The sequence below is a fragment of the Paenibacillus sp. JZ16 genome (assembly GCF_015326965.1).
Taxonomy (GTDB): domain Bacteria; phylum Bacillota; class Bacilli; order Paenibacillales; family Paenibacillaceae; genus Paenibacillus_AQ.
Window position 1 is genome coordinate 4,019,122 of the sequence record NZ_CP017659.1, and the last position, 23,298, is coordinate 4,042,419.

Annotated in this window: 21 protein-coding genes; 5 read left to right on the forward strand and 16 right to left on the reverse strand. The window is 51.9% G+C overall.

What is annotated here, in order from left to right; all coding sequences use genetic code 11:
• Positions 1-316 precede the first annotated feature (316 nt).
• The 3 genes from BJP58_RS18315 to BJP58_RS18325 form a co-directional block, all read right to left on the reverse strand.
• On the reverse strand, positions 317-799 hold the full coding sequence (locus BJP58_RS18315; protein WP_071218736.1) for a threonine/serine exporter family protein: 483 nt from the start codon (positions 797-799) through the stop codon (positions 317-319).
• Between the two features lie 23 nt (positions 800-822).
• Positions 823-1,578 (reverse strand): threonine/serine exporter family protein, encoded by a 756-nt coding sequence (locus tag BJP58_RS18320; protein ID WP_071218735.1) that lies wholly within the window; start codon positions 1,576-1,578, stop codon positions 823-825.
• Positions 1,579-1,776: 198 nt separating this feature from the next.
• Positions 1,777-2,760, reverse strand: coding sequence for an aldo/keto reductase (locus BJP58_RS18325; protein ID WP_194540055.1), 984 nt, complete (start codon positions 2,758-2,760; stop codon positions 1,777-1,779).
• A 221-nt stretch (positions 2,761-2,981) separates the two neighbouring features.
• Here BJP58_RS18325 and BJP58_RS18330 point away from each other — a divergent pair, with 221 nt between their 5' ends.
• The 5 genes from BJP58_RS18330 (at position 2,982) to BJP58_RS18350 (ending at position 8,455) form a co-directional block, all read left to right on the forward strand.
• On the forward strand, positions 2,982-3,506 hold the full coding sequence (locus tag BJP58_RS18330) for a PadR family transcriptional regulator (protein ID WP_194540056.1): 525 nt from the start codon (positions 2,982-2,984) through the stop codon (positions 3,504-3,506).
• An 86-nt stretch (positions 3,507-3,592) separates the two neighbouring features.
• Complete coding sequence (locus BJP58_RS18335) at positions 3,593-4,303, forward strand: ABC transporter ATP-binding protein (RefSeq protein WP_194540057.1); 711 nt, start codon at positions 3,593-3,595, stop codon at positions 4,301-4,303.
• Between the two features lie 35 nt (positions 4,304-4,338).
• Positions 4,339-5,109 carry an ABC transporter permease gene (locus tag BJP58_RS18340; protein ID WP_194540058.1) on the forward strand — a complete coding sequence of 257 codons (771 nt, stop codon included), beginning with the start codon at positions 4,339-4,341 and terminating at the stop codon, positions 5,107-5,109.
• Between the two features lie 332 nt (positions 5,110-5,441).
• Positions 5,442-6,749 (forward strand): serine--tRNA ligase, encoded by a 1,308-nt coding sequence (gene serS, locus BJP58_RS18345; RefSeq protein WP_194540059.1) that lies wholly within the window; start codon positions 5,442-5,444, stop codon positions 6,747-6,749.
• Between the two features lie 668 nt (positions 6,750-7,417).
• Positions 7,418-8,455, forward strand: a complete 1,038-nt coding sequence (locus tag BJP58_RS18350; protein ID WP_194540060.1) for an LLM class flavin-dependent oxidoreductase — start codon at positions 7,418-7,420, stop codon at positions 8,453-8,455.
• 63 nt (positions 8,456-8,518) lie between these two features.
• Here BJP58_RS18350 and BJP58_RS18355 read toward each other — a convergent pair whose 3' ends face one another.
• The 13 genes from BJP58_RS18355 to BJP58_RS18415 form a co-directional block, all read right to left on the reverse strand.
• Positions 8,519-9,277: an SDR family NAD(P)-dependent oxidoreductase gene (locus BJP58_RS18355; protein ID WP_071218728.1), complete on the reverse strand. Its 759-nt coding sequence runs from the start codon at positions 9,275-9,277 to the stop codon at positions 8,519-8,521.
• A gap of 109 nt (positions 9,278-9,386) precedes the next feature.
• Entirely contained in the window at positions 9,387-10,139 is a 753-nt protein-coding gene (locus BJP58_RS18360) for an SDR family NAD(P)-dependent oxidoreductase (RefSeq protein ID WP_071218727.1), read from the reverse strand.
• Between the two features lie 19 nt (positions 10,140-10,158).
• The gene (locus tag BJP58_RS18365) at positions 10,159-10,590 is read right to left on the reverse strand and encodes a MarR family winged helix-turn-helix transcriptional regulator (protein WP_194540061.1); all 432 of its coding nucleotides are present in this window, start codon (positions 10,588-10,590) and stop codon (positions 10,159-10,161) included.
• A gap of 399 nt (positions 10,591-10,989) precedes the next feature.
• Entirely contained in the window at positions 10,990-11,631 is a 642-nt protein-coding gene (locus tag BJP58_RS18370; RefSeq protein ID WP_194540062.1) for an NAD(P)/FAD-dependent oxidoreductase, read from the reverse strand.
• An 87-nt stretch (positions 11,632-11,718) separates the two neighbouring features.
• A complete protein-coding gene (locus BJP58_RS18375) occupies positions 11,719-14,148 on the reverse strand; it encodes a heavy metal translocating P-type ATPase (RefSeq protein WP_194540063.1) in 2,430 nt (809 codons plus the stop codon).
• Between the two features lie 36 nt (positions 14,149-14,184).
• Positions 14,185-14,385: a cation transporter gene (locus tag BJP58_RS18380; protein ID WP_194540064.1), complete on the reverse strand. Its 201-nt coding sequence runs from the start codon at positions 14,383-14,385 to the stop codon at positions 14,185-14,187.
• A gap of 284 nt (positions 14,386-14,669) precedes the next feature.
• Complete coding sequence (locus BJP58_RS18385; protein WP_071218722.1) at positions 14,670-14,993, reverse strand: metal-sensitive transcriptional regulator; 324 nt, start codon at positions 14,991-14,993, stop codon at positions 14,670-14,672.
• Between the two features lie 171 nt (positions 14,994-15,164).
• Positions 15,165-15,710 carry a hypothetical protein gene (locus BJP58_RS18390; RefSeq protein WP_194540065.1) on the reverse strand — a complete coding sequence of 182 codons (546 nt, stop codon included), beginning with the start codon at positions 15,708-15,710 and terminating at the stop codon, positions 15,165-15,167.
• Positions 15,711-15,925: 215 nt separating this feature from the next.
• A complete protein-coding gene (locus BJP58_RS18395; RefSeq protein ID WP_194540066.1) occupies positions 15,926-18,013 on the reverse strand; it encodes an alpha-glucuronidase family glycosyl hydrolase in 2,088 nt (695 codons plus the stop codon).
• Positions 18,014-18,208: 195 nt separating this feature from the next.
• Complete coding sequence (locus BJP58_RS18400) at positions 18,209-19,225, reverse strand: endo-1,4-beta-xylanase (protein ID WP_194540067.1); 1,017 nt, start codon at positions 19,223-19,225, stop codon at positions 18,209-18,211.
• A gap of 156 nt (positions 19,226-19,381) precedes the next feature.
• Positions 19,382-20,317: a carbohydrate ABC transporter permease gene (locus BJP58_RS18405; protein WP_194540068.1), complete on the reverse strand. Its 936-nt coding sequence runs from the start codon at positions 20,315-20,317 to the stop codon at positions 19,382-19,384.
• A gap of 52 nt (positions 20,318-20,369) precedes the next feature.
• Entirely contained in the window at positions 20,370-21,410 is a 1,041-nt protein-coding gene (locus BJP58_RS18410; RefSeq protein WP_162487525.1) for an ABC transporter permease, read from the reverse strand.
• 99 nt (positions 21,411-21,509) lie between these two features.
• Complete coding sequence (locus tag BJP58_RS18415; protein ID WP_194540069.1) at positions 21,510-23,195, reverse strand: ABC transporter substrate-binding protein; 1,686 nt, start codon at positions 23,193-23,195, stop codon at positions 21,510-21,512.
• Positions 23,196-23,298 lie beyond the last annotated feature (103 nt).

The window sequence follows — 23,298 nt, forward strand, 5'->3', positions numbered from 1 at the left end:
CCCTCTTCTTTGATGGACTAGGAATCTTCATCTGACGGTCAGTGTACGATATCGATAGATTGAATAGAATTGAATGCGGTTTCATTTCATGCAGTAAAGATTATATAGCACAGCGAGGATTTGGACAATAAAAAGGAATAACATGAAACTTATGTAAAAATATTCACGCAGGGGACATACCCTTCAGTGCACTCAAAAAAAACCGCATCCCCCGCAGTTAAGCGAAAGATACGGCCAGTAAGCAGCTGCAAGCCAAACCATCCGAATCTGTTCAGCATCCTGATGTGTTAGTTAGGTCTCTCTAAATCGCAAGATCCTACGATGAGCCGGTCGAATTGGGTTTTCCGGCTCTTCTCCGGGTTATCGACCATTTCCGGATGACCTGATTGGTCACCTCCGATAGCAGCAAACCTAGCGCGATGGCGCCTGAAATCATGAACGCTTGCGCCCCCAGCTGGACGGCCTGATCGAATTGATTCTGGGCTACATGGCGAAGGGCATTATAGGCAACACCGCCCGGCACGAGCGGAATAATCCCTGACACGCTGAACACGATAATGGGAGTCTTGTATTTTTTGGCGAAAAAATGGCTGATCATTGTCACGCAAAAAGCCGCAAACACGGTAGCCGTCACCGGCTCAACCATCATGTTCTGCAGCAGGATGTAGAGCAGCCAGCCCACCATGCCGGCAAACCCGCACTGCAGCAGTGCTTTTTTGGGTACGTTAAATAGGATCCCGAAGGCCGCCGAAGCAACGAAACTCGTGATGAGCTGCTGTATATAAAAGGTTGCCACCATCTTCACCTCCACTCACTCATCTCTTAGAATGACAACGTAAATGCAATACCTGCACCGATGGCAAAGGACGTAACAAATGCCTCCGCGCCTTTGGACAAGCCGGATATCAAATGCCCCGCCATCAGATCGCGGATAGCATTCGTGATCAGCAAGCCCGGTACCAGCGGCATCACGGAACTGATAATGATCGTATCCAGCTGATGGCCGAGTCCGTATCTGACCATCCATACGGAGGTTATGCCGATGACCAGCGCTCCAGAGAATTCGGCAAAGAATCGCACCGGTATGACCCGATGCATGAATACAAAGCAGGAGAAGCCAAGACCGCCCGCTATGGCCGCCGGTACGAAATCCGGCCAGATGCCGCGAAACATAATGAGAAAGCAGCCGCTTGCGATCGCGGACAGGAGAATCAACAGCCATGTCGGATAAATCGCCTGTTCATGCTCGATTTTCTCAAGCGCCCTGTGTGCCTCTTCAATCGTCAGCTCACCGAGGCTTATGCTCCGAGACACGCTGTTGACCTGATGGATCTTATCGAGATTGGTTGTCCGATCCGAAATACGAATGAGCCGCGTAATATGCTGAGGCTCCTCCACCGAGAAGATAATCCCGGTCGGAGTCATATAGCTGTGGCTGTTCTCTACGCCGAAAGCCGCAGCGATCCGCATCATCGTATCCTCGACCCGATAGGTTTCCGCACCGCTTTGCAACATAATTTTTCCTGCTAACAAGCAAACCTTGATGATGTCATGCTCCCGCTTCAACAAGTCATTCAAAACGGCAATCCTCCTGCTGAACACATTCCGATTCAGAATTCTTTGCCTATATTATAGTATCATTACCATGATCAAGCATAGGATATGCTTTAAAGCAGCACTGCGGCAGCTGCATTCGTTCTGTACAAAGCCCTCCTCCTACACAAAAAGCCCCCGAATGATCGGGGAGCTTCTCTACGATTTACCTCGGATTTCGGCTTAATAGGCACCGCGGATGTGCATGGCTACCTGCTCCTGATAAAAAAGCGCAAGGCGCTCTTTCTCCTCCATACTGAACGAAGGCACGTCCAGCGTGCCCAGATTGTCTTCGATCTGGCGAACGTTGCGGAAGCCGGGAATCACGGCGGTGACCTCGGGACAGTCCAGAATCCATCGCATGGATGCACGGGCCATGTCGCCTCGGCCCTCGGCAATCCAAGCGAGCTCTCTGGCGAGCTCAACCCCTTTTTCGAACCGCAGGCCGGCAAAGGTCTCGCCCACGTTAAACTGCTCCCCGTTCGCATTGAAATTCCGGTGATCCCCTTCGTTGAAGGTGGTGGTCTCCGTAAATTTCCCGGTTAACAGACCGCTGGCAAGCGGCAAGCGCACCAAAATGCCGACGCCCGACGCTTTGGCTTTCGGGAGCAGCTGGGCCAGCGGTTTTTGGCGGAACAGGTTGAAGATAACCTGCAGCGACCTTACGCCAGGTACCCCCAGGCAAAACAAACCTTCCTCCACCGTCTCCACGCTGACGCCGTAATGCCGGATTTTCCCCTCGGCCTGCAGCTTGTCCAGCACTTCAAACACTCGCCCGTCCTTCAACACCGCGAAGGGAGGGCAGTGAACCTGATAGAGATCAATCCGTTCACGCTGCAGCCGCTTCAGGCTGTTCTCGCAATAACGACGGATCGACGCTTCGGAATAGGTCTGAAGATCGTGAATATCACCCGCTCGGCAAAACTTGGTGGCGACATGCACGGAATCTTCCCTCCCTTTGGTTGCGCGCGCGAGCAAATCCTCGGCATGCCCATCGCCATAAACGTCGGCGGTATCGAAGAAGTTCACGCCCTCGCCGATGGCACGGTCCAATCCCTTCAAGGCTTCCTGATCATCGGTCTGCCCCCATGAGCCTCCGATCGCCCATGTGCCGAAGCTGACCTCGCTAATGTGAAGCTCCGTATTTCCCAATTGTCTGTAATTCATCGACGTTATAGCCTCCTCATCCAACTGCCATACTAGTTCACACTACTAGACTAAACGTTAAATCGCTTTCATTCAATCCATTTGGGACATTTACCTATTTTTCCGCAGGTTATTGACAATTCATTCCATCGACTCTATAATAACTATCAATATATATCCAACGTTGGATATCCAGTTATGAAGTTCTTCTTCACATACACATCCTAAGGAAGTGACCCAACATGACCAACCTCATCCTGCTCTCATTCCTGCGCCAGCGTCCGATGCACGGCTACGAAATTCAGCAGCTTATTCAGGCCAGCCGTATGGACATATGGACGAATATACTGTCCGGCTCCATCTATTATGCACTTAACAAGATGGAAAGCGACGGTCTGATTGCAGCCACTGCTGAAGAGCGGACCGGTGCGAGACTTCGCAAAATTTACAGTATTACGGATGAAGGCGAGAAGTTATTTCAGAAGATGATCCGTGAAACCTTGACGCTTCCTCCCCACACCGTCAAATCCGACTTCTCACTCGGTTTGGTCTGGATCGAGAGCGTTCCGAAGCAGGAAGCGGTTGAACTGCTGCAGCAGAACCTCAAGCAGGTGGAAGAATCGCTTGCACAGTGGCGTTCAGGTAAAGAAATCAAGGGGCAGTACGGCTTATCCAAAATCGCCCTGGCCACCTTCGACAATGCGATCTCGATCCTGGAACAAGACATCGCCTTTCTCAACAAGATCATAACACTCGTTCAAGAATAAGCCTCAGCATCAGCTGCGGCTTTCATTTCCGATCAATATCCAACATTGGATATATAATATTGGTTAATAAGGAGCGTGAACACGAGATGATGTTACCTACTCTCATTCAAGCGAAAGGTTTAAGAAAAACTTATGGTCAGCGAACGGTCGTACATGATGTGGCTCTGGATATACGGGAAGGTGAAGTGCTTGCAATCATCGGTCCGAACGGCGCGGGGAAATCAACGACACTGGATTTGGTGCTGGGCTTGCGCCGACCCGATATCGGCACGGTCACCTACTGGACCAAGGATCCTGCCCCGCATATCGGGCTTCAGCTGCAATCCACTCCCTTCTTTCCGGGATTTACGGCCCTTGAGAATCTGCGAATGTTCGCTGCTTTCTATGGAAAGCGGCTCAAGGATGCGGTGCTCATCGACCACCTTAGCAGCTGCGGGCTTGCGGATGCTGCCAAAACCGATGCGCTTCGTCTCTCGGGAGGCCAACAGAAACGACTCGCCATTGCCATTGCGCTAGTCCATACACCCAAGCTGCTGTTCCTTGATGAGCCCACCGCTGCACTGGATCCGCGGGCACGCCGGGATATCCGGGAGCTGATCCGTTCCCTGGCAGACAAGGGCACCTCGATCGTCTTCACTTCGCATGACATGGAGGAGGTTCATAAACTCGCTTCCCGGCTGGTGCTCATCTGTGATGGGCGGGTGAAAGCTTCCGGCACGCCGGATGAGCTCCTCAGCTATTACCAAACAGATAGCCTCGAACAACTGTATATCCAACTGACTGATGAACAGGAATAACGACCGATTGAATAAAAACCTTAGGAGGAATATCTATGCGAATCATAATGACCACCATGCTGCGGAGCATGTTCCGCGACACCCATACCCTGGTCTGGAACATCGTTTTTCCCATTGCCATGCTGATCGGATTGGGACTATATTTCAACGACGCCGCCTATTCTCACCGACTCCTCGCGGGCGTGCTGACAACCAACATTTTGTTTGGGGCCACGATGGTTACCGCGTTTAATGTCATGGCCCAGCGCAACCGCGGCATCTATAAGCTGCTGCGGGTGACACCTTTTCGTACCGTCTCGTTCATTACCGCAATGACGGGGGCGCGAACCGTGCTGGCACTGCTCGTCAGCGTGTGTGTCATTCTCATGAGTCTATTTAGGCTCGGAGTGAAGCTAAGCCTGACTGGGCTCACGCTGATGCTGCTTGTCCTTCTGATCGGCACCGTTTGTTTTACCGCACTCGGTTTTCTGGCAGCCAACCTGTCCAGGGATGAGGGCAATGTCAACATGATCTCGAACCTGATGAGTTTTCCCATGCTGCTGACAAGTGAAGCCTTCTATACTTTAGAACATGCGCCTGCATGGGTGGTCATCCTGGGGAAACTGCAGCCGTTCCACTACCTGGTCGATGCCATGTCCACTGCCGTTTCTCCGCAAGGCAATATCTCCGGCATCTGGATGCCCCTGCTGATCCTCGCAGGCTTCACGATCCTTATCCTCGGCGCAGCCGCATGGACCTTCCGCTGGGATGCGGAGCATCCTGCCGGATGGAAGCAGGGAAGTGCGAACAAAGCGGCCACGATGTAACAGAAGCACAAAAATCCGAAGAGCCCCTTGTATAAAAGACATCTCATGCGGTATACTGAACAACAATATCAACATCAGGCCGATGAAGAGCTTCCAACTCCGAGGCGTTCTCGTCAAGGGGATCCGATCCTTCAACCGATCAGCCATCCCCCTAAGTTAACCGGACCCGCCCGTTACCGCGGAATCAAAGTGGATTGAACACGGACCCGCCTGTTTCGTGATAAGGTTACGGTTCAATCAATTTGGGTGGCACCGCGAGCGCATAAGCGTCCCTCGTCCCATATGGACTAGGACGCTTTTTTATTTTTTTCAGAAAAAGGAGCGCGGTGATCATGCTAGATATGAAATGGATCCGGGAAAGCACAGAGAATCAGGAAGAACTGCAGCGAGTAGCTGACCAGAAAGGCATTGCCCTGTCGGTTGCCGAACTTGTCCGGCTGGATGACCAGCGTCGGACGCTGCTGCTGACCGTGGAGGGATTGCGGCAGCGGCGCAATGCCATCTCGCAGGAGATCAGCACGCTCGTGCGGCAAGGCAAACAGGAAGAAGCCGAGCGGACGAAACAGCAGGTCAAGGATATCAATATGGAGCTTGACAAGCAGGAAGCGTTGTACCGGAAGGTCGATGCGGATTACGCCCAGCTGCTCATCCTTGTGCCCAATATCGTTTCGCCGGATACGCCGGTCGGAGCTTCGGATGAGGACAATGTGGAGATCAGACGTGTTGGCGAGCCGCCCGTGTTTGATTATGAATACAGGGATCATGTCACGCTCGGCGAGCAACACCGGATGATCGACATCCCCCGCGGCGTCAAAACCGCCGGCACGCGCAGCTACTATCTGACCGGCATCGGCGCAATGCTGCATCGGGCCGTTCAGCAGCTTGCGGTGGATATGCTGGTCGCCAAGGGTTTCACCCTTATGGACGTACCGTTAACCGTAAGGACGGAGGCCATGGAGAATACCGCCTTTTTCCCGCTTGGTCAGGATCAGGCTTTTCAAATTACGGAGCAAGATAAGTGGCTCGTCGGTACCTCGGAGGTGCCGCTCGTATCGTTCTATAGCGGTGAAGTCGTCGATGTGGCACAGCCGATTCGCCTGGCGGCAGCATCGCTGTGTTTCCGAAGCGAGGTCGGCTCGGGCGGCCGGGACGTCCACGGCCTGTACCGGGTGCATCAGTTCGCCAAGGTGGAACAGGTCGTTCTCTGCGAAGCCTGCGAGGAAGCCTCGGAGCAGCTTCTACAAGAAATCACGGCCAATGCCGAGGAGCTGCTGCAAAAGCTCGAATTGCCTTACCGTGTCGTTGCCGTCTGTACCGGGGATATGTCGCAGAAAACGTACAAGCAATATGACATCGAGACGTGGATGCCAAGCCGCGGTGCTTATGGGGAGACCCACTCGTCGTCGAATCTGCTCGACTTTCAGGCGCGTCGCTCGAACATCCGCTACCGGGACGCGGAAGGCAAGCTGCGCTACTGCCACACCCTGAACAATACGGCCGTGGCTTCGCCGCGAATTCTTATCCCGCTGCTGGAGAACCACCAGCAGGCCGATGGCTCGATTCTCATACCGAAGGCGCTCCGACCTTACATGAACGGGATGGAGCGAATCGAGCCGCCAGCCGATGCAGTCATGGAGTAAAGAAAGCTGCAGTACGAATAGGGTGCGATCCTATAGGCTGTCATCCGAGACCATCCATTCGTAGCGACATATAAAGGCAGCCGGCGATCCGGCTGCCTTTCCTCTTGTTATTTTCTATGGTCTGTTATGCTGTCCTTGCCAAACATGGCCGCTGGACCGGAATATCCCTTCTATTCGAACGGCCCCTCACAAGTGAGGGTAATCTTTTTTACTTGAAAAGGCTTAGGAAGCATATAGTAAATGAAGATACGTCTGGCTTCTGTGGAGGTTCAGCGATGTATATTTTTCTTTAGATTATCGAAGCCCTATGTTTTCAGCGATGCTGAACCATTCGATAATCGCAAGAAAAATTTCCTCTTAATGCGGTCTGGCTTCTGTGGAGATTCAGCGATGTATATTTTTCTTTAGATTATCGAAGCCCTACGTTTTCAGCGAAGCTGAACCATTCGATAATCGCAAGAAAAATTTCCTCTTAATGCGGTCTGTCTTCTCTGAAGGTTCTTCGATGTATATTTTTCTTATGGATTAAGTAGGTATATAATGTTCGTTATATAGGGATACCAACTATCGATAAATAGGTTTCTTTTTTTCCGGCATCCACTTAGACGGTTGTCTTCTCCCTATATAACAACTTACCGTGCAGTGCACGAATAAGGAGGTCATTCCATATGACAGAACCCCATCTTGATCATACAGCGCCCAAAACGCTTCGCGATATCCCTATTTCCATTCTGGATCTCGCCCCGATTACAGCGGGCAGCACCGCTGCACAGTCGCTGCAAAATACGCTCGATCTGGCCCAGCATGCCGAGAAGTGGGGGTATAACCGCTACTGGCTTGCCGAACACCACAATATGCCGGGAATCGCCAGCTCGGCCACTTCGGTCGTCATTGGCCATGTCGCCGGGGGCACGAGCAAGATCCGCGTCGGAGCCGGCGGCATTATGCTGCCGAACCACGCTCCCTTGGTCATAGCCGAGCAGTTCGGCACCCTGGAATCGCTCTATCCCGGCCGGATCGATCTCGGCTTAGGTCGTGCGCCGGGATCGGATCAGCTCACATCTCGGGCGCTTCGCCGCGGTCCCGGCAGCGACGGGCAGGACTTCCCGGATCGCCTCGGCGAGCTGCGGAATTACTTCCAGCCCACCTCAGGCTCGTCCATGCGCATCCGGGCGATTCCCGGCGAAGGTCTGCATGTACCGATCTGGCTGCTCGGCTCCAGCGGTTTCAGTGCGCAGCTGGCAGGACAGCTGGGGCTTCCGTTCTCTTTTGCGAGCCACTTTGCCCCGGATTATCTGATGGCCGCGCTCGACCTGTACCGCACCAGCTTCCGTCCTTCATCCGAGCTGAGCAAGCCTTATGCTATGATCGGCGTGAACGTGATCTGTGCCGATACCGATGAGGAAGCACAGCGCCTGGCTACCTCGCCGTACCAGCAGTTCCTGAATATCATCCGCGGCCGCACCGGCCAGCTGAGTCCGCCGGTGGACAGCATGGATGATCTATGGAACCTGCAGGAGCAGGCCATCGTGAAGCGCCAGCTGAGCTTCTCTGCCATCGGCAGTCCCGCAACCGTCCGCGCGCAGCTGGAGCAGTTCCAGCAGTCAACGAATGCGGACGAAATCATTGTCGCGGCCGCCATCTATGATCATGAGGCGCGCCTGCGTTCTTATGAGCTGCTGGCGGATGTCGTCGGCATCAAATAAATGCTATACCAAAAAGACCAGTCAAACCCGGTATTCCGGTGCTTGACTGGTCTTTTATATATATTACAGCGTCAATCCGCCATCAATCGTAACCAGCGAGCCTGTCATGTAGCTGGAGCCTGGGGAAGCCAGGAAAGCAACCACGTTCGCGATTTCATCCGCCTCAGCCGGGCGTCCCATCCGCATGTTGCCCACTTCCTCAGGCACGTAGCCCCCTTCCATGAAGGACTTGGCTACCGCTGCCGTAAGCGGCGTCTGAACGCCTCCCGGACAAATCGCGTTCACGCGAATGCCCTGCTTCACGTATTCCAGCGCTGCTCCCTTCGTCAAGCCCACCACCGCATGCTTGCTTGCCGAATAAGCGGCTGCACTGTGCTCGCTGCGGATACCTGCCGTGGAAGCGGTGTTCACGATATGTCCGCTGCCCTGCTCCTTCATGACTTTCAACACATACTTCATGCCGAGGAAAGCACCCTTAACGTTCACGGACATTTGACGGTCAAATTCGTCCTCGTCGATATCATCCAGCATCGAAAACTTCTGCACGATGCCTGCATTGTTGAAGAAGAAATCGATTCGGCCGTAAGCTTCGACCGCCCTGTTTACGTAGTTCTGGACATCTTCAGTTTTCGTCACGTCCGCTTGCACGAAGATGCCCTCTCCGCCCTGCTCCTTGATCAAACGCAGCGTTTCTTCGCCGGCTTCCTTGTTGAAATCAACGAGCACTACCGCTGCACCGTTCTCTGCCAGTTTCAAGCTGCTGGCTCTGCCGATCCCGCTGGCTGCGCCGGTAATGACAGCGATCTGTTTGTTATCGGACATGAAACAACACTCCCCTTGATAAAAATATAAAATGAGTTCTAACCGAGTTTGTATCCCTATCGTTTCTGTTGTCTATAGCTTATAAATACAGGTCAATGGAAAGCATGACTTACTTCGCGAAATATCCGCCGTCAATCGGCAGCTCAACGCCTGTAATATAGGAAGACTCATCCGAAGCAAGGAACAATACGCCGCGTGCGATATCTTCCGCTTTGCCCAGACGTGGAAGCGGAGTCTGGGATTGGAACCACTGCATCATTTGCTCATCCTTGAACAGATCCACGGTCATTGGCGTTTCGATGTAGCCAGGGTGAACCGAATTGCAGCGGATGTTATGCTTCGCAAAGTCCACGGCCGTGGCTTTGGTCAGCATGCGTACCGCGCCTTTGCTTGCCGTGTAAGGACCGGCGCCGCTGCCCCCTGTCAGGCCGGCAATGGAGGAGATGTTGACGATGGAACCGCCGCCGGCTTCGATCATGTGCGGAATGACATATTTCTGACCGAGGAATATGCTCGTAACGTTAATCGACATCGTCTTCTCCCAGCCCTCTACCGTCAAATCCATGAACGGTGTTGCATTGGAGACACCGGCATTGTTGACCAGAATGTCGATCTTGCCGAATTTTTGAACGGTCTCGTCCACGACACGAACCCAGTCTTCCTCGGAAGCTACATTGTGCTTGAATCCAATCGCTTCGCCGCCAAGGGCTTCAATCTCCGCTACAACGTCTTTGATCTTGTCTTCCTGTAGGTCCGTAATCGCAACCTTGGCTCCCTCCTGCACAAACAAAAGAGCGTCAGCTTTACCCATCCCACCTGCTGCACCTGTAATGATTGCTACTTTATTGTCTAATCTCCCCATGGGAAACCCTCCTGAATATTTAGTCGTTGGTTCGGCTATCTTCTTTGGACTGCCCGATCTTAAGCTGCAAATGTTCAATCATCTTCTCGTATGAAGCGATTAACACATCCATCTCCTGATCCGAGAAATCCGACCATAAGCCTTCATTCAATTCACGGTACTTCGCAATCATCCGGGCTTCAACTTCACGGCCCTGCTCCGTAATCTTAAGATAGACCTGACGCCTGTCCTCGCTTGACGCCACCCGTTCGATATAACCCTTACTGACCAGCTTGTTGCTCAAGTTGGTCACAGCCGAAAGCGTAACATTCAAGGCATTGGCAAAATATGAGCTGGTCTGCTGCCCTTCATAAGCCAAAGTCTGAAGCACGTAGTACTGCGGGCCGGTTAAATCATTGTCCAGAATCTTGGCATAGTTCGCCACAAGCGTCATCATCTGACGGGCAACCATGTTAGATAATTGTTCCCTCTTATCCAGTTTCATCACCTCGATGCACAACGAAGTCCTTACAAATATATTACAAATTCAAATAGTTAAAAGCTTTTAACAATATAAATTGTATACCCTTTCACATCGATCGTCAACCACGTTAAAAATGCCCAATATGGTTGTTATTCCCACTGCCCTCATCCATAAAAGAACAACATAAAAACTCCCGTGTCGCAATTAGAGAAGACAAAATGCGTTCAGAGTTGATCTCGCGAGATCGATCCAAGCAGGGATTCCAGTGGTTAGCGTGTTCTAATCTACATAGAAAAAAGAGCACCCTCAGGTGCTCTTGAAAGTATATCCATCCTCGTTTCGGCGTATCCTATTCACCCGAAAGGTGATGCCTGTTAAGCCTTACGTTTACCCTGCCGTATCCATCCGTGCATCCAGCGTGAGTTGACGCAGCTGCTCGAGCGTCATGCGATCCACGAAGCGGGAGAACTTCTCTTTCTTCTTGCCGTTCTCCTGATAGACGGCGATCAGCTTCAGGATGATCGGAGCCAGCTGATCCGGCGCTAAATCCGTGTGCAGCGGCTTCGCCAGAGCAGCTTTCAACCCTCTCGGCTCTCCACCAACATAGATATCATAGGTATTTCTCATCTTCATCACGGCAATATCTTTCAGCAGCGGTTCGCTGGTGCCTAGCGCGCATCCTGCGTAACCGATCTTTAGCGGATTGGGTACAGGATGATCGGCGATTGCTTCATCCAGCATCTTAGCAACATCCAGTCCCGAATCCTCCGCTCCCCGGCAAAAGTTGCAGGTGATCAGGCTCTTGGAGACAAAGCCGGCGGGATGAACCTGAAGTCCGGCAGCTTCCAGCTTCACCTTGGCTTCTTCCACCCGCTCTGCATCCATCTCCACGTAGAGCTGCTTAAAGGTAGTCATCTCAATACGGGCGTCATCGCCCACGATGGAGCCCAATACGGCCAGCTGATCCGGGCGGAACAGCGTTCCGCCCACTTCAAAGCCGGGTGTCACTGCAAATTTTTGCATGGCCAAATGTCTACACTCCCATCAAGTTACCCAAATATCGTTCTCTTGCTCGATTACCAATCATACTCTATATAAAAGGTCTGCCAGCGTTCGTTATACCTTCATCCGCTGCAGGCGAAGGGCATTCAGCACGACCGATACAGAGCTCAGTGCCATGGCGGCCCCAGCCACCCAAGGTGCCAGAAGCCCGATGGCGGCAATCGGAATGCCAAGCGAGTTATAACCCAGCGCCCAGAACAGGTTCTGACGGATATTGCTCATCGTCTTGCGGCTCATGTAGATGGCATCCGGAATGCTGTTCAGGTCGCCCTTCATCAGCGTCACGTCAGCGGCTTCCATGGCCACATCCGTACCTGTGCCGATGGCCATGCCGATATCGGCAACCGCAAGGGCCGGCGCATCGTTAATGCCGTCGCCCACCATGGCGACCTTCTTGCCCTGCTGCTGGAGCTTTTTCACTTCATCCGCTTTGCCTTCCGGCAGAACCTCGGCACGCACATGGTCGATGCCAACCTGCTTCGCGATGGCCTGTGCCGTGCGTTCATTGTCCCCGGTAATCATAATGACCTCAATGCCCATTTCTTTCAATCTCGCTACGGCAGCACGGGACGTCTCCTTGATCGTATCTGCCACAGCCACAAGACCTGCATATTGGCCGTCTACAGCCGTCAGCATAGCAGTCTTGCCCTCGGTTTCAAGCTCCGACATTCTGCCGAGGATCGAATCAATCGGCACGTTATGCTGTGCCATCAGCTTACGTGTGCCTACCAGCACCTCATGTCCTTCCACGCTGGCACGGATGCCGTAGCCTGGAATGGCTTCAAAATACTCCGCAGCCGGAAGCCGCGTTCCTTTTGCTTCAATCCCGGCCACAATCGCTTCGGCAAGCGGATGCTCGGAACTCTTCTCAGCTGATCCGACCAGACGAAGGAACAGCTCTTGATCAAAGTTATGAACTTCCACATCGGTTAACTCAGGTTTCCCTTTTGTTACCGTTCCTGTTTTATCCAGAATAATCGTGTTGATTTTATGGGTAGACTCCAGATGCTCCCCGCCCTTGAACAGAACGCCCAGTTCTGCAGCGCGGCCCGACCCGGCCATGATCGAGGTCGGTGTAGCCAGACCCAACGCACACGGACAAGCAATAACCAGAATCGCGATGGCAATTTCTAACGATTGCGCGAAATTACCAGGCGTTACCCAGAAGTACCATACGAGGAAGGCAACAATCGCAATGCCCACCACGATCGGAACGAAGATGCCGGAGATGACATCAGCGACCCGCTGAATCGGAGCCTTGGAACCTTGGGCTTCCTCAACCACCTTGATAATTTGCGCTAGAGCGGTCTCTTTACCCACTTTCGTCGCTTCAAGCGTCAAGCGCCCGTTCTTGTTTATGGTGGCGCCGATGACGGCGTCGCCCGCTTTTTTCTCAACCGGAATGCTTTCACCTGTCAGCATCGACTCATCTACCGCCGACGTGCCCTCGACCACTTTACCGTCCACCGGGATTTTCTCACCCGGCTTCACCAATACAAGATCACCCACCAGGACCTGTTCCACCGGGATAGTCATCTCCTGACCGTCACGAACGACCAGCGCCGTTTTGGCTTGAAGCCCCATCAGGGTTTTGATAGCCTCCGAGGTACGGCCTTTGGCCAGGGATTCAAACAGTTTCCCCATAATGACCAGCGTGATCAGCACCGCACTCGTTTCATAGTACATTTCGGGCCCATGGTGTGCATTTGCTCCGGCAGCGGCCCAATCGATCGTTAAATACAGACTGTAGAAATAAGCTGCCGAGGTACCGAGCGCGACCAGAACGTCCATATTGGCGCTTTTGTTGCGGAGAGCCTTATAGGCTCCCACGTAGAACTGTTTTCCGATAAAAAACTGTACTGGCGTGGCCAGGATCAGCTGGAACCAAGGGTTCATGAACAGATCCGGCATCCAGATCCAGGAGGTGAAGGAGAAATGGCTCACCATGGCCCAGAGCAGCGGCAGCGACAGAATCGCCGACAGGAGCAGCTTCCGCTTTTGCTTGGTGATGGCCTCCTTGCGGTGACCTTCCTGATCAAGCGTCTCCTGTTTGGAAACCGCCTGATACCCGAGCTTCTCCACACGCTGTTGAATATCGCTAAGGCTTACCTCTGCGGGATTGAATTCCACCCGGGCCGTCTCCAGCGCAAAATTGACGTTGGCCTGATTAACACCTGGCATCTTGCTTACCACTTTCTCGATTTTCGTAGCACAGGCGGCGCAGTACATGCCAATCAGCTGCAGGTCCACGGTTTCCTTTGCCGTTCCGTAACCCAGCTTTTCAATTTTCTCTTCCATCTGCTGGACGGAAACCACATTCGGATCAAATGTAACCGACGCTTTTTCCAGCGCAAAATTCACATTCGCTTCCTGGACGCCCTCCATTTTACTTAGACCCTTCTCAATCCGATTCGCACAGGCGGCACATGTCATACCCGTTAACTGCAGCGACGTTTTCTTCTGTTCCATTGTTCCTGCTCCCATCTTCTCCTCACCCCTCTTCATCCTCGTGCCGTTTGATTAAACTACGTTATATCCTTGTTCCTCGATAATTTCTTTGATTTTATCCAAGTTGATTTTGCCTGCGTCATATTTCACGGAGACCGTGCCTGCCTTCAAATCCACATGTCCCTCGATGTTCTCATTCTTTAAAGCTCCCTCAATGGAATTCACGCAATGCATGCAAGACATACCTTCAACTTTTATTGTTACCTGTTCCATGTTCAATCTCTCCTTTGGGTTATGAATTATTTTGAGCAGCCCTTCTAAAAGCGTGCCCGGAATTAGTTTCGGGTTGTTCTCGTTTCTTGATGCTAGTATACCCCCCTACCCTATATATAGTCAATGGGTTTTCTCATTTTTTTTGAAAAAATAAGTCGTCGCTATGATTTAACCGCATAACCGTGCGGTATTCTTCACCCTGAATAAACACTTACTGCCACCTTTAGAAGGTGGCAGCTCCATGGAAACTCATCATAACCAGACCGTCTCCAGTCAGAATTCCATTATTTCATTAACTTGTTCATGGTTGTTAACAACTCGGTTATAACCTCATCGTCGCCTTCCTGCAGGCGCTCCACCACACAGCTCTTCATATGATGCTCAAGCAGCAATTTGCTGACGCCGTTCAAGGCCGACTGAATCGAGGAGATCTGGTTTAATACATCGTCACAGTACGTATCCTTCTCAATTAAGCCTTTCACGCCGCGAATCTGTCCTTCAATTCGGTTCAACCGGCTGACGAGGTTGCTTTTTGTTTTATCGGAATGATGGCTCTTCCGTTCACTGGTTACTGCGCATGCATCATGTACATGTTTCTCGACTGTCATACCCATTCCCCCCTTGATCACTACTTCATCTTATTCTAACCCTATTCTCAGTATATCATATAGCCCCCCACCCTATAAAGCCCAGCTTCTGAAATGAAGTCCATCTCTTTAACAGCATGCCGTTCTGTAGATCCTGGTTTTTGCACACAAAGATTATCGCCCTGTCCTGAATCACTTGCCAGAGGACGCGTAGTAACTATCAAGAAACAAAAGGGTGTCCGCGTACCCATCATGAAACATGGATGAAAAGATAAAAATATTCCGCGCCTCTTCTTCTGTCTCGGGCGCATTTTTCTCGAGGAACTTTCCTTTTTTATAGTCATAGAAGTAATCCAGGATATCATCGGACTGTGATGGCTCATATTGCTCCCCATATCGTTGTTTGATCTCGTCTATTTGCATTCCTATTTCAGCACCGCGCGTTGTTTGATAATGACCTTTCGATTCTTCCTCCATCCTGATCGCGACAACGGCATCATCTCTGTAGAACACCGCGATGCCGGAATCGTAATCAAATACGCCCCTGGCATGCTCTTGGCCTTTCCCAAGCACTTCTTCAGCTTCCGCACGATTCATGCCGTAGTATACCTTCTGGCCATTGTCTAACCGCACGATTCCCATATCTTCTGCGGTAAACTTCTCTTTAGGCTCATCGCTTCCACTGCAGCCTCCGAAGACCAGGATCAACAATATCAACAAGCAGAAGTATCTAATCATGTACTCCTCCTCCTTTGGAGTTTTTTTACAAGATTTTACCATATAAAACTTTGCACAGGGCACTATTTTTTACCTGGGAAGTATGTCATCAAAAGTGCATGCTCACAAAAGATTCAGCATTCGAACAGTATTCAGCCAAGAAAAAAGATGCCCCATCAGTTCCGAAATCTGATGGGGCACCCCCCTATATTTTCGTATTCAGTTATAAAATGAACTTAATATATCGTCCGCCCCTGTTCATCCGGCACACCAGATTTACGGAAGAAATACGTGTTGATCACATCCCGCCAATGCTTCGCATGCTCGGCTTGATCCGTGAGCCGCTCCTTCACTTGAACGAAGCGCTCCGGATCGACCTTTCCTTCCAATGAGGTCCAGGCCTCAAGCAGTCCTGCCGCTGCTTCCGCCCCGCCAAAATGTGAGTCATAGATATGCTGAATCACCGTTTTGCCGGATTTCAGCACATGGGAATACGGCACATGATGGAAGAACAGCAGCAGCTCGTCAGGACAATCCGCCAGTGAATCATATCGGGCCTTATTCGGCCCGAAATACTGCGCGGTATAGCCTGTACCCGATGTCACCGTGCGATCGACGCCCATCCCGTCCCGATCGGCGAAATGGTACGTGCCCCACCTTGAATATTCATAGCCGTCCACATCCGGACCGTAATGCGTATGCGGCGTAATCATCCAGCCCACCCCGAGCGGGGCGGTATAGCTTTCATAGATCGGCCACGATTGCATCAGCATGTCACATACTGTGTGGACCACCGTGTCGTCATTGCCGAAGGTCAGCCTCGTCCATTCATCCGCGATCCCCTCGGAGGACAATTCCGGATCCCAGACCAGACGTCCGAAGCCATACAGATTCGCCTGTGCCAAGGTGTGCCCCGTCCAGTTCTCATCATTTCCGATGTTGGAAACGGCGGCGATCCCGCTGTATTTCATGTCGTGCAGCGAACCGTTCACGATCTTCTTCACCTCGGACCCCGACCCATTCGCATAGGTATCGAAATCCAGCACCTCTTTCCACTGCGGCACCAAATAGCATACGTGGCGCTGCTGCCCCGTATATTCCTGGGCGACCTGAAACTCCAGCACTTGATTGGTCTCTTTCATGCTGCCGAACAGCGGCGACACCGGTTCCCGCACTTGAAAGTCCATGGGCCCGTTCTTAATCTGCAGCAGCACATTGTCCTTAAACCTGCCGTCCAGCGGGGTAAAATGATCATAGGCCGCCCGCGCTCGGTCTGTGCTGCGATCGCGCCAATCCTGCATGCAGTTGTATACGAAGCAGCGCCAGATGACGAGCCCGCCATGCGGCTCCAAGGCCTCAGCGAGCATATTGGCGCCATCGGCATGGTCCCTTCCATAGGCAAACGGGCCGGGGCGATGCTCCGAATCCGCCTTCACCAGGAAGCCGCCGAAGTCCGGGATATGATCATAAATCTCATCCGCCGTATCCTTCCACCACTGTCGAACCTCTTCGCTCAGCGGATCGGAGGTCGATACGCCGCCGATATGCAGCGGAGCCGCAAAGTTAATGCTCAAGTACAATGAAATGCCATATTCCCGGAAGATATCCGCGACCTTCGCAATCGTCGGCAAATATTCCGCGGTAATGAACTTCGTCTCGATCTCATGCACATTGACGTTATTAATGGAGATGGCATTCAATCCCACGGAAGCCAATAAGCGGGCGTAGTCTCTTACGCGATCCAGATTTTCGGTGAACCGTCCGTTTTCGTAAAAAATCGAGTGGCCCGAGTACCCGCGTTCCACCGAGCCGTCGGCATTGTCCCATTGATTGATCATCCGCAGTCCATTCACTGGTAGCTCGGTCATCTTCAAACCGGTTAACGGTTGGTGGGAGGCCAGCAATCTCAATAAATGAAACACCCCATATAATACACCTTTGCCCGATCCACCGGTCAGTACCAGCTTTTCCTGCTGCCCTTGTATTGAATGCTCCAGCTGAAAGCCTTCTGCGCCTAGCTGGGCTGCCATCCGGCTCCTGTCCTCGCCTAAGTCGACTCCATCTATTTCTCCCACGCCGGGTTCGGCTGATGTCGAGATGCGCACCTCGAAGTAAAATGAAGACGGGGCCTCGGACGTGATGACCGGGACAATACCCAGCATGGATTGGCACGCCCTCTTCAGTTCCTCCATGGCGGCGTTCGCAACCCGCGACTGCTGCAGGTCTGCTACAATCGTGCCGAGCAGTCTGCTGTATCCGGAGGCAAGCTCCCGGTCCTTGATGGGCGCATACTGCAGCCACGCTTTATATAAAGTGCTGTTCAATGTCAGTTCCTCCTTCTTTGGCCAAAAGTCAGTGCCATCTCTTCGGATTGCCGTTGTCTTAAACCTCGGCTTTCCGTCAAAGCCAAAATACAGATGCCGGCCACAAGGACCGGCAACATGACAAGCTGATGGGAGCCTTAATCGCATATATTGCTTTCTATTTGATTAGGATGAACTTGATCCGTCCAAGACGGATTACACCTTGACCATATGCTCCACCAAGCGATGAAACGCCGGTTTCGGCTGATGCCGCTCATCGAACAGGAAGGGCCAATTCTTCCGCCCCCGTACCGGGAAATTGTCCAGCCAAGTGTAATCGTCGGCAGCTCCCCAGAAGGTAACGGACGTAATATGATCCCGGTACTCCTTCAGAATGCCAAACATCGCCTCATACCGCTTGGCTTGAGCCTCCAGAAGTTCTTCCGGTGCTTCGGTCAGATCCTTCCGCTTGTCTTCAAACCGGAACATCGATACATCGAGCTCGGTGAGTTGAAGCTGCAGGCCGAGCGATGCATACTTCTCGATCGCGGAGCGGATATCATCAAGAGCCGGATCGTACAGATTCCAGTGCGCCTGCAATCCTATGCCATGGATCGGCGTTCCTTGATCCAGCAGCGACTTGACCAGCGTATGGATTTTGTCCCGCTTGTGCGGGTGGGACTCATTGTAATCGTTATAGAACAACAACGCCGCCGGGTCGGCTTCATGAGCATACTCGAATGCCTTGGAGATGAACTCCGGACCCGCAATGTCCAGCCACTTGGACGGACGGAGAAGTTCGGCGCCTTCATCCGCAATTACTTCGTTGACAACGTCCCAGGCGTAAATATCGCCCTTGTACCGCTTTACGACCGTGTCGGTATGCGACTTTAACCGTTGGTACAGCGTGGCTTTATCCACCAGGTTCCCGTTCTTGTCTTCGAACAGCCAATCGGTTGTTTGGTTATGCCATACCAGTGTATGGCCGCGCATCTTCATTCCATGCTTGCGGGCGAAAGCGGCAAGCCGGTCCGCATCCTCGAACGTATACGTATCCTCCGCCGGGTGCACGCTGACAAACTTCATTTCATTTTCCGCCGTGATGCTGTTGAAATGATAGGATAGCAATTCCTCCTGCGTTTCGATCGTCCGCGGGTTCACGGCTGCTCCAATGAGAAAGTCATCCGCGAACATTTCCTTCAGCCTGGGTTCACTTCGCTGCGTGTTAGACATACGCAATCCCTCCTTGAATTTAGAGATCATAGCAAGATTGATGGTTTATGATCATGATGCAACGACATCGGTTGGTCGATAGCAGCCATCCAAGCATGCTCCAGACCATGCACGGAGCCGTGCACACGATGTACTTATTTGGCGACTCCAGCAGGCTTACCCTTTCACCCCGCCAAGGGTCATCCCTTGCACGAAGTATTTTTGCAGGAACGGATACACCAGAATGATCGGCACGCTGGCCACAATGGTCATCGTTGCCCGTATAGAGGTCGGGGTGACCTGGTTCGCGCCGCTTTCCGAGCTTGCAAACTGGCTTGCATAGTCGTTGCCCGAATTCAGCGAGGAGTTGGAATTCTGGAGTATTTTCATCAACTCATACTGCAGGGTGCTAAGCTCGCTGTATGAAGAGTTATACAAGAATACGTCAAACCAGGAGTTCCACTGGGATACCGCCGTAAACAGCGATACCGTAGCAAGTACGGGCACGCATAGCGGAAGCACGATTTTCATGAACGTCGTGAATTCACCGGCGCCGTCGATCCGGGCCGATTCCAGAATTCCCTCCGGCAGTCCTTCAATGAAGGAACGGATGACGATAACGTTAAACACGCCGATCAGACCCGGAATGATGTACACCGAGAAGGTCCCCAGCATGCCCAATTCGCGAATCAACAGGAAGTTCGGAATCAAACCGCCGCTGAAATACATCGTCAAGATGAAGGCAATCGATACGAATTTGCGCAGCACATATTCCGGACGGCTGATGGTATAGGCCACCATAGCACAGCAGAATACGGAAGTGATCGTACCGATCAACGTACGCAAAACCGAGATGAAGGTAGCGTGGAATATCGTGGCCTCGTTAAATACATATTTATAATTCTCCCACGTGAAATCCCGCGGCCATAAATAAATGCCGCCTTTTACCGAATCCGTCGCATGGTTGAAGGAAACCGCGAGCGTATTAATGAACGGGTACAACGTGACAATCATGAGACAGATCATGAACATAATGTTAAAGGTATCGAATAACCGGTCCGCGGGAGACTTGAACCGGGCGTGGGCCCGTGGTGAATCTGAAATCTTCGCCATATGAATCCTCCTGTACGTTTTCTGATAGAGAACGGTCCTCGCAAGCTTTCGCTTAGAACAATCGATCTTCGCCCAGTCTCTTCGCGATATGGTTGGCCGTGAACAAGAGTATGAAGCTGACGACCGTCTTGAACATGCCGGCTGCAATCGAGAGCGAGAAGTTGCCCATCTGAATACCGTATTTCAGCACGAAAATATCCAGGTTCTCGGAATAATCCACGTTCATGCCGTTACCAAGCAAATATTGCGGTTCAAAGCCGGATTCGAGCAGGTTGCCGATATTCATGATCAGCAGGATGATGAATACTGGCTTTAGACCCGGCAAGGTAATGTTCCAGATCCGTTGAAAGCGTCCGGCGCCATCGATTTCCGCCGCCTCGTACTGCGAGGGATCGATCATCGTCATGGCTGCCAAATATATAATGGTGTTCCAGCCGACATTCTTCCATACTTCCGAAACACCGAGTATTCCCCAGAAATATTCCCCTTCCCCAAGCCATAAGATCGGTTCCTTAATAATCCCGAACCACATGAGGAGTTCATTGATAATCCCGCCGTCTGCGGACAGAGCCGTCGAAATAATGCTCGCTGCCACAACCCAAGAGATGAAATGGGGCAAATAACTGATCGTCTGCACGACCCGTTTGAACATCAAATTACGCAGCTCATTGAGCAGGATCGCTAACACAATCGCCGTAACAAAACCTAAGACAAGGTTGATAAAACTCATAGCGAGCGTGTTGCGCATGACCCGGAGGAAGTGTTCGTCCTGAAACAGAAAGGTAAAATGCTGCAAGCCTACCCATTCCTGATCGAATATCTTCTTGGCCGGTTTAAAATCCTGAAACGCGATGGTCCAGCCCCATAGCGGCAGGTACTTAAAGACAAACAACCATATCAAAAAAGGGATCGACATGAAGACCAGCGCCTTCTGCTGCAGCAGCTTCTGGAAGAAGCTTTTTTCGCCTGATGGCGGTTTATTGTTCAAACCAGTATTGTTTTTCCGTTGTTTATTGAAGAAACCTTTCGATACCGCCGGCGTTTCACGTAGCGCCGTCGTCTCTGCAGGTCCAATCGGGTTCGCCTTATCCACGGTTTCTTCTCCTTCCTATCCAGCCCGTACAATGGTTATAGAGGAGGAGGGGCGAATACAAACTTATCGAGTGGTCCGCCCCTGTTCTCCTCTTATCTATTATTGTCCTTGGGCATTTGCGATTTTCTTGGCTACTTCCTCAGTGATCAGATCCTCATATCCCTTCACGTCCAGCTTGCTGAACTCGCCCACGTATTCGTTCCATATGCCGTCAAACTCCGCAGGGTTGGCAAGAACCAGTTTCGGAAAGTATTTACGCTGCAAATCGCTTTTCTTCTGCGTGAAGATTTGGGCCGGTGACCCCTGATCGATCGGAATGCTCCAAGCCGGATACCATGGACGGTCGTCCGGTGCCGCAAACAGCTGCGAGAAGGAATCGATGTCGTATGCTTCAAGCAATTTCTTGTCCGGTTCGGAGTAAGACATTTTCGCAACCTCAGGCTGGCGTCCTGCACCCACGGAATTACCGTCAGAAAGCGTAGAACCGTTGCCGTAACGAGGCCAGTTGTATTCAAAGTACTTGAAGCCGAAGGACTCGCGGAAGGCTTCCGTATTGGTCTGTGCAATCTGCTCTTCCGTACGGTAGAAGCGGCCGTTCTCATCTACGGAATACGTCTCGTCCTTGATGCCCCAGTTCGACAGAATTTGGTTCTCGTCCGTCAGCAGGTTGTTGAAATACTTCACAATGCGTTCCGGATCCTTCGCGCTGACGGAAATCCCTACGCCGCGGTTGTTCACAAAGGATGGCGGATCCAGATATTGATCCTTGGTATTCTCGTCGTATACGATCGGCAGCGCCATATATTCGAGATCGTCGTTACCCGATTTATTGGCTGTTTCGCGCAAGTTGTTCATCGCCTGGCCTACCTGCCATCTATAGTCGAAGAAGCCGAGCACCTTACCGGAAGTCAGCTTGGCAAGGTATTGATCATAATTGTCCACGAAAGAGGATTTATCGAACAGGCCTTCCGCATTCAGCTTGTTCAGCTCCTGCAGGTAACGCTTCGTAATGTCGTCGTCAGCGTAATCATTCGCTACGTGAGTCTCCATGTCGATGATGATGCCGCCATCGTTCGGATAACCGGCCAAGTGCATCGGGGCATTGGTCAGGGCAAAAAATTTATCCTGCGTCGTCAGTGCCAGATATCCGGTCAAGCCTTCCTCCGGATGCTTCTTCACGTAATCGCGAATCAGGTTCAGGTACTCGTCGAAGGTCTTGATTTTCGGGTAACCCGCTTCCTTCAGGACGCGGCGCTGAATCCAGAAGGCTCCTTGCTCGATATTGGGAGCCGACGTGTACTCTCCTACAACCGCACTTAACGGGAGGAAGTAAATGTTGCCGTCATCGGCTTTCATCAGATTGTAATACGGCTCGTACACACGCTTGATGTTAGGGCCGTACTTATCGATCAGGTCATTGAGCGGAATGAAGGCGCCCGCCCCGACCAGCTTATCGATCGAGCTCCCCGGCACAATCACATCGGGATAATCGTTGCTGGCAATGAATGTTCCCACCTTGGTGTTCTCGTCTCCTACCAAATGCTCCATTTTAAAATTCACGCCGGTTTGGTCTTCGAAAATTTTACCGATGGTGGTTTCGTTCGTATTTTTGTCTTTACCTGCTGCGGAGTTGAAATAGGTGAAGGTGACCTTCTCTTCTTTCTTCACGCCTTCGCCGCCGGCGGCCGGTGCGTTATCCGCTGCCTCTTTACCGCCGCCGCAAGCCGCCAGAAGCGATACCATCATAACCACGGTCAGACAGCTTACCCAAAATTTCTTGTTCATGCTCTTGACCTACCCCTTTCGGTCTCGTTAATTTGTAAGCACTTTCATTATAAGAGAGCTCAGGAGCGATTTTCACCCGTCAATCTTTAGGTGATACTTTGAA